6 protein-coding genes are annotated in these 7,690 nt (G+C 67.4%); 5 read left to right on the forward strand and 1 reads right to left on the reverse strand.

All coding sequences use genetic code 11. From position 1 onward, the window contains the following. The first annotated feature begins 110 nt into the window (after positions 1-110). Positions 111-701, forward strand: coding sequence for a TetR/AcrR family transcriptional regulator (locus ACAM49_RS36980; protein WP_369640181.1), 591 nt, complete (start codon positions 111-113; stop codon positions 699-701). 17 nt (positions 702-718) lie between these two features. On the opposite strand, the gene ACAM49_RS36985 is transcribed toward ACAM49_RS36980, so the two are convergent. After that, positions 719-1,633 (reverse strand): hypothetical protein, encoded by a 915-nt coding sequence (locus ACAM49_RS36985; protein WP_369640182.1) that lies wholly within the window; start codon positions 1,631-1,633, stop codon positions 719-721. A gap of 262 nt (positions 1,634-1,895) precedes the next feature. Here ACAM49_RS36985 and ACAM49_RS36990 point away from each other — a divergent pair, with 262 nt between their 5' ends. The 4 genes from ACAM49_RS36990 to ACAM49_RS37005 all read left to right on the forward strand — a co-directional run. Continuing rightward, entirely contained in the window at positions 1,896-3,845 is a 1,950-nt protein-coding gene (locus tag ACAM49_RS36990; RefSeq protein WP_369640183.1) for an MFS transporter, read from the forward strand. 15 nt (positions 3,846-3,860) lie between these two features. After that, positions 3,861-4,790 (forward strand): winged helix-turn-helix transcriptional regulator, encoded by a 930-nt coding sequence (locus ACAM49_RS36995; RefSeq protein WP_369640184.1) that lies wholly within the window; start codon positions 3,861-3,863, stop codon positions 4,788-4,790. A 50-nt stretch (positions 4,791-4,840) separates the two neighbouring features. Next, positions 4,841-6,295 (forward strand): carotenoid oxygenase family protein, encoded by a 1,455-nt coding sequence (locus ACAM49_RS37000; protein WP_369640185.1) that lies wholly within the window; start codon positions 4,841-4,843, stop codon positions 6,293-6,295. Positions 6,296-6,309: 14 nt separating this feature from the next. Beyond that, positions 6,310-7,690: LLM class flavin-dependent oxidoreductase (locus ACAM49_RS37005; protein ID WP_369640186.1), on the forward strand; the 1,381-nt coding region annotated here is incomplete at its 3' end.

The raw sequence follows: 7,690 nt of genomic DNA on the forward strand, positions 1-7,690 counted from the left end.
CTTCAACCCCGCCCACCCGGTTAGTAGACGTGTGTCAACTAGCTGGATCGAGCGTAACGCCGCTAGTAGACATGCGTCAACTAGTGCCGGTTTGCGGCTATGGTGGTGCGATGCCGCCGCGTCGTCGCCTCACCCCGGAACAGCGCCGCGCCGAACTGCTGGACGTGGGCGCGCAACTCTTCGCCGAACTGCCCTATGACCAAGTGCAAATGGACCAGATCGCCGATCGCGCGGGCATCTCCCGGGCCCTGCTGTACCGCCACTTCCCCAGCAAGAGCGCGATGTTCGCCGCCATCTACCAGCGCGCCGCCGAAACCCTGCAAGCCCAGATCCATCTCGATCCGGCCCAGCCCCTGACCGACCAGGTCGCCGCCGGCCTCGACGCCCACCTGGCGTACTTCGCCGCCAATCGCAACACCGTCCTCGCCGCCAACCGCGCCCTCGCCGGCGATCCGGTCGTCCAGGCGATCGTCCTGGGCGATCACACCGCCATGCACGACGAAATACTCAACGCTCTCGACCCCACCGGTTCCGAGCGCGACGCGATATCCGGGCTACTGACCTCCTGGCTGATGTTCGTCCACACCCTCTGCCTGGAATGGCTCGAACACCGATCCCTCACCCACGCCCAAGTCCGATCAACCTGCCTGGGCGCACTGACCGGAGCCCTTGCCGCCCTCCAGGATTCACCGCCGCGCTGAGTGTTATCGGTCAGGGGCTATGCGCGGGAGGGCAATTCGACTCGTTTGCCGACCTCGGCGGTGAGTTCGCGGAATCGTGGCAGCCGTTCGGCCGGAAGGAAGGTGAGGGCGTAATCGTCGCTGTCGGTCTGCAGTGAGACCAGGTCCCAGCCGGTGGGGTGGGCGTGCGCGGCCGCTTCGTCGAGGAATGATTCGGTACGGACGTGCGCGGGCCAGTCGGCGGTGCGGTCGGCGAAGGCCGGATACCAGTCCCAGGCCATGGTCGCGGGGCAGGAGGGTAAGCGGCGCAATCCGTCTCGGATCTCGTCGATCGGCTGGTGGCTGTCGAACTGGCCGATGACGCCGAGTCCGCCGAAGAATGGCTCGCCGAGGGCGGAGAGTAGGCCGCGCCAGGCCTCGCTGCGGTGGGCGTGGAGGGGGCCTTCGAGGCTGTGGCGGACCGAGGCGACGGGCCAGGGGTGGTGGGGCATGAGCAGGTTGGCGATGGAGAGCAGGGTGCGCAGTTCGCCGGTGGCGGGTTCGAAATAGTGGGGTCGCAGCTCGTCGAGCAGCACTTCACCGGGGCCGTGGACCCAGCCGCCGGGGCGCACCTCGTGCGGCGAGGGGACGTGCAGTACGTCGCGCAGCGCCTCGATCACCGCCAGGGTGATCGCGCGGCAATCGTCGGGTGCGGTTCCGTGGTCGTTCCAGATTTCGTGGTACCAGAGCGGGGCATCCGCATCGGGTGCTCCCCAGCCCGCCTCGAGGAGCCGATCCCGTTGCCCGGCGTCGAGCTCGTCGGAGACCTCGGCGCGAAGACCGTCCGGATACTTGCCGATCCGCACGAAGTTCTGGTCGCCCTCGAGATCGAGAATCAGGACCGTCGCTGCCGGGCTGTAGATCAACAGGGCGGCCAGCCCCGAGGCGAATCTGTACCAATCCCGGTCGCTCATCACTATCCGATCACCCAGCAGTTCAATTCTCGGACAACATGATTGCATTCGGAACGACTCGTTCGCCAAGTCGCGTGCCACCGCCGGATCCGGATCCAGACCCGACACTCCGGGCCCGCGCGAGTTCTCAGTTCCGATTTCGGTAACAGTGATTCAGCTCACTCATGACCGCTACCCTGTTTTCACCCGGCTGATCGTGTCGCTTCGAGCAAGGGCCTTTCGGGGCGCGCGAAAACGCTGTGGAGAGAAAGGCGTCTCGATCATGAGTAGCACTCCGACCGCGGTACCCCCGGCCGCGGAATTCCCCCCGCCGACGCTGGTCACCGGACTGTGGCAGCGCAAGCTGCCGCACTATCCGGAAACGCCCGCGCGATCCTGGTATCTGTTTCTGGTTGTCGTCGTCTCGATCGCGCTGTACTACCAGCTGTTCGTCTCGGGCGCGGTCGGCAATCAGCTGATCGCCTACTTCCACCTGACCTTCCGGTACTTCGTCGGGATCTTCATCATCGGCGCGGCCTTCGGAGCCGTGGCCTCGGTGATCACCGGTGCGCTGGATCGCTGGGGGCGGGCCAATATCGTCGCGTACGGAACGGTCATCACCTCGCTGCTCACGCTGTTCGCACAACCGCAATGCACCTCCAAGGAAGCCTTCCTGGCCGTCTACTGCGCGATCAGCGTCGTGGAGGGCGCGGTGCTGGTGGCGACGCCCGCGCTGGTGCGCGACTTCTCACCGCAGCTGGATCGCGCCTCGGCCATGGGATTCTGGACGCTGGGGCCGGTGCTCGGCGCGCTGGTCACCACCGAGATCTCCACGCACACCCTCGACGCCCACCCCGACTGGCAGTACCACTACCGGCTGGCGGGTGTCATCTGCACGGTGATCTCGATCCTCGGACTGGTCGGGCTGCGTGAGCTCAGCCCCCGGCTGCGCGATCAGATCATGGTGTCGCTGCGTGACAAGGCGCTCATCGAGGCGCGGGCGCGCGGGCTGAATGTCGAAGAGCTGGAACGCAATCAGTGGAAGCAGATGATGCATCTCGACATCGTCGGCTCGGCGCTGGCCATCTCGATCTTCCTGGCGTTCTTCTACACCATCGTCTCGTTCCTGCCGGTCTACATGGCGACCAACTTCGGCTTCACCGCCGCGCAGGCCAATGCCCTGGGCAACTGGTACTGGATCGCGAGCGCGATCTCGCTGGTGCTCACCGGGATCGTGTCCGACGCGCTGAAGGTGCGCAAACCGTTCATGGTGTTCGGGGCGATCATCTCCATCATCGGCGGCTTCGTATTCCTCAGCTACACCGACAAACCCGGCACCGACTACTACACCTTCGCGGTGGTCATGAGCTTCACCGCGGTCGGCAGCGGCATCGCCTACTCCACCTGGATGGCGAGTTTCACCGAGACGGTGGAGAAGCGGAATCCGGCGGCCACGGCGGTCGGGCTGGCGGTGTGGGGCGGCGTGCTGCGGACCGTGGTGACCTTCGTGCTGCTGGGGCTGCTGTTCGTGGTCACCGCGGCGGGCACGCTGGTGAACTACGGGCCGCGGCTGCAGACCATCAACGCCAAGTACCACGACGAAATCACGACCATTCAGAAAGTCGGCCCGGAGACGCTGACCGCGCTGGGAAAGAATCCGAATGACATCGACGCGCAGGTCGCCGCGCTGGTGAAGCTGACCGGCGAATCGGCGGCGAATGTGAAGACCACGGTCCAGCTCAATGCCAAGTACCCGGACGAGCTCGCCACGCTGCAGGCGATCGACACCCAGACGCTGGTGAAACTGCTGACCGATCCCAACGATCAGGCCGCCGGGGCCGCCGCGGTCGGGCAGGTGGCGACGAAGTTCAAGATCCCGCCGGATCAGGCCATCGCCCGGATCCAGGCCGCGCAGAAGGTGCCGGTCGATCAGCTCGCCGTCGCCTCGCAGACCGGGCCGTCGCTGACAGCGGCCAGTGCGAAACTCAAGGCCGTCAGCGCGATTCCCGCCGACGATCTGGCCTACCTGTCCGAGCACGGTACCGAAGTGCAACAGGCGCAGGCGGATTCGCCCAAGCAGTGGAAGCGCTGGTGGTGGATCTGCCTGATCGCGCAGATTTGCTTCATCCCGTTCGTGTTCATCATGGCCGGGCACTGGAGCCCGAGGAAGGCGGCCGAGGAGGCGGCGCAGCACGACGAGGCCGTGCAGCGTGAGCTGGCAACCCTCGCATAAAGTACAGTTATTGAAGTGAAGAATTCGGTGGCCGCGACCTTCGATCTGCTCGGAGACCGACTGACGCTGACCATCCTGCGCCTGGCCTTCGTCGACCACGCGCGCCGGTTCACCCAGTGGGCCGACCGGACCGCGGCGCCGCCCGCCGTGCTCACCGCACGGCTGGCGGCGCTCGTCGATGCCGGGGTGATGGAACGGGTGCCGCGGCCCGGCGCGGATCGCTACGAATACCGCCTCACCGAACTGGGTTTGGCGACCTGGGAGATCCTGGTCTGCGTGTGGTCGTGGCAACGGGAGTGGACAGCAGAGTGGGCGCTGCTGCCTGAGTTCACCCACACCGAATGCGGGCATCGCGGGCCGCCGACGGTCATGTGCCGGGGCTGCGGGCGCGATGTCACCACCCATGACACCGAGGTGGAACTGGATCGGGATGCGTTGTGGCACCTCACCTCCGGGCGGCGGCGCTCCGGGCGCACCGCCGGGCCCGCGCGGGGTGACGCGCGCTTCGACGAGATCATGGAGGCCATCGGCGATCGGTGGAGCGCGGCGGTCACCGGGCTGGCGCTGGCGGGGGTACGGCGGTTCTCGGATTTCCGTGCGGCGCTGAACATGTCGCCGACCACGCTGACCGAGCGGCTCACCCGGCTGGTCGAGGCGGGGATACTGCATCGGCCCGAGGCGGGCGGGCGCGACTATCGGCTGACGCCGCGCGGGCGAGCGTTGTTCGGGGTCTTCGCGTTTCTGCTGGCGTGGTCGAATCGCGCACATCCGCGGACGCCGGAACCCGGATTGCTCATCCGGCACAAGGAATGTGGGGCGGTGCTGGTCCCGGCGCTGCGCTGCCGGGGTTGCGAGGCGGTGCTCGGCCGGCGCGACGTCCGCTTCGAACCGTTATCCGCTCCGGCTCTTGACAGCCCTCCCGTGAGACGCGTATCACTTCATTAACTGTAGTGAATTCCGCCGGGTGCCGACTGCCCGGTCGCTGGAGGCTTTGTATGCCGCTCAATGAAGAACTCATCGCGCCCGCCGCGGAGGCGCTCACCAATCCGTATCTGGAAGGTCCCTACGCGCCCACCGCGCAGGAGACCACCGCCACGAATCTGACTGTGCTGCACGGGGAATTGCCCGCCGACCTGGACGGCGTCTACGTGCGCAACGGCCCGAACCCGCAGTTCGCGCCGCTCGGCCGCTACCACTGGTTCGACGGTGACGGCATGCTGCACGCGGTACATTTCGAGGACGGGCGGGCGACCTATCGCAACCGCTTCATCCGCACCGGGGAGTTCGAGGCCGAGCAGGCGGCGGGAACGGCATTGTGGCGCGGGGTGATCGAGCCGTGGGACACCAATCCGCCGGGTGACCGCCGTGAACGCAATTCGGCCAATACCGATGTCCTCTACCACCACGGGAACCTGCTGGCCCTGTGGTACCGCGCGGGCAAGCCGTACGCGCTGGACCCGATCAGCCTCGAGACGCGCGGTGTCGACACGTTCAACGGCACACTGCGCGGCGAGGTTTCGGCGCACGCCAAGGTCGACGAGCGCACCGAGGAGCTGCTCTTCTTCGACTACGGCATCCACTCGCCGTACCTGCGCTACGGCGTCGCCGATCCGGACGGGACGGTCAAGCACTTCACCGGGCTCGAGCTGCCGGGCCCGCGGCTGCCGCACGATATGGCCATTACCGAGAACCATTCGATTCTCATGGATCTGCCGCTCTACAACGATCCGCGCGCGGCCGCCGCCGGACGGTTCAAGATCTTCTTCGATCGCACGCTGCCCAGCCGGTTCGCCATCCTGCCGCGTTACGGCGAAGGGGCGCAGGCGAAATGGTTCGAGGGGGAGTCCGGGTACATCTATCACACGGTCAACTCGTGGGAGGAGGGCGAGGAGATCGTCCTGGTGGTCTGCCGGGTCAGCGAGCCCAGCCCGGTCTCCGACCGCGCGCATCCGCTGGCGCAGTTGCTGGCCTACCTGCGTCCCGAGGCGAAACTGCACAAATACCGCTTCAACCTCCGCACCGGCGCCACCGTCGAGGAGGTCATGGACGACGTGAACACCGAGTTCCCCGCCATCGACCAGGGCGTCACGGGCCACCGGGGCCGCTACTCCTACCAGATGAGGCTGTCCGTCGACCGCACCATGATCTTCGACGCCGTCATCAAATACGACATCCTCACCGGCGCAAAGCAAACCGCCCCCTTCGGTGACGGCATCTACGGCAGCGAACTGACCGTCGTGCCCCGCCCCGGCGGCACCGCCGAGGACGACGCCTGGCTCACCATGTTCGCCCACAACAACCACACCGGCCTCGGCGAGGTATGGATCTACAACGCCGCCGACCTCACCCTCGTCTGCCGTCTCGCCCTACCAGTCCGCGTCCCCCTCGGCTTCCACGCCACCTGGGTCAGCGGCGACCGCATGCGCGCCGCCGCCCGCCCCCTCAACTGAAAAAGGCTGTCCGCGTGACCTTCCCACAACTGAGTGTGAGCCTCCCCTACTGGCAGAACCGCAACCCCCTCGACGCCCTCCAAGTAGCCGAAACCGCCGACAAACTCGCCTACCACCGCCTCTGGATAGGCGAAATGGCCACCTTCGACGCCTTCGCCCTCGCCACCGCCATAGGCCAATCCCCGGGCCGAATCCCCCTGTGCCTCGGCCCCTTACCGATCAGTGTCCGAAGCCCCGCGACGATCGCAATGGGCGCCGCCACGGTGGCCGCCCTCACCGGCCGCCCGGTCGACGTCGCCCTGGGCACCTCCAGCACAGTCGTAGTCCGCGACTGGCACGGCCGCCGCCGACACCGCACCGCACGACATCTGGACGAATCAACCCGCATCGTCCGCGCACTCCTCGCCGGCGAAAAGGTCGAGTACGACGGCCTGATCGAACGCGTCCGAGGCTTCCGCCTCCGACTACCCGCCCTCCGCTCGACCCTCGCCCACGAAGTGCTAGGCCCGAACGGCAACGCGGTAGCAGGCTGGGCCAGCGTCGGATCCAGAACCGGCCGAGGCGATTCTGACGACCCGACACAGTCGGTGCCGGAGATCGCGCCGCCCGCGCGGCAGGATCCGGCCACCGGGTCCGGCGGGGAGGACGGAGTGGTCGGCGGTGAGGTCGCGGTGGCGGCGTTCGGACCGAAGGCGCTCGAGGTCGCCGCGCGCTGTGCGGATCGGGTGGTTCTGAATTTGGTGACCCCTGAGCAGACGGCCCGATGTGTCGCGGCGGTACGGGAATTCGCCTCGCGCGCCGGTCGCCCCGCGCCGCCGGTCTCGGTGTGGGTGACCGCGGGAGTCGATCCCGACGCGGACATGCTCACGACTGTCCGGCACGGCGTGGTCGGATACCTGCGCGCACCCGGGTATGACGCAATGTTCACCGAGGCCGGTTTCGACGAGGTGGTCCGGCTCGCTCACAGCGGCGCCCATCCCCGCGAGGTCCTGGCATCCATTCCCGACGAATTGCCCGCAGCCGTTGGAATGTTCGGAGACGCGGCCACCTTGGCCGCGCGAGTCCGTGCATACAGCGACGCGGGAGCAGACGAGGTGGTCATCGTGCCCGCCACAGCGGCCGACGATCCCGCCGGTCAGCGGACTCTCGAGGCGCTGGCCGAAATCCGGGGAGAGGCCCGAGCCTTCTCCACCGGAGCCCAGTCCGCGGCAGCCGGAGAACTGGCTCGGACAGGCGGCAACACCTGGAGCGGCGATCAGGCCCGGGCCAGTGGCAGCAGGGCTCCGGGCGGCGACCGAACCCGGAGCGGCGACTCGACGCCGGGCGGAGAGCGAGCCCGGACCAATGGAGAATTCCGGGGCGGGGGCGGAGTTGGCGCTGGGGATGGTACGGGGC

It is taken from the genome of Nocardia sp. JMUB6875 (genome assembly GCF_041154655.1).
Taxonomy (GTDB): domain Bacteria; phylum Actinomycetota; class Actinomycetes; order Mycobacteriales; family Mycobacteriaceae; genus Nocardia.

Excerpts from the sequence above, each read along its gene's own strand:
- ACAM49_RS36980 (WP_369640181.1), top strand. The coding sequence starts at position 111 with ATGCCGCCGCGTCGTCGCCTCACCCCGGAACAGCGCCGCGCCGAACTG.
- ACAM49_RS36985 (WP_369640182.1), bottom strand. The coding sequence starts at position 1,633 with ATGAGCGACCGGGATTGGTACAGATTCGCCTCGGGGCTGGCCGCCCTG.
- ACAM49_RS36990 (WP_369640183.1), top strand. The coding sequence starts at position 1,896 with ATGAGTAGCACTCCGACCGCGGTACCCCCGGCCGCGGAATTCCCCCCG.
- ACAM49_RS37000 (WP_369640185.1), top strand. The coding sequence starts at position 4,841 with ATGCCGCTCAATGAAGAACTCATCGCGCCCGCCGCGGAGGCGCTCACC.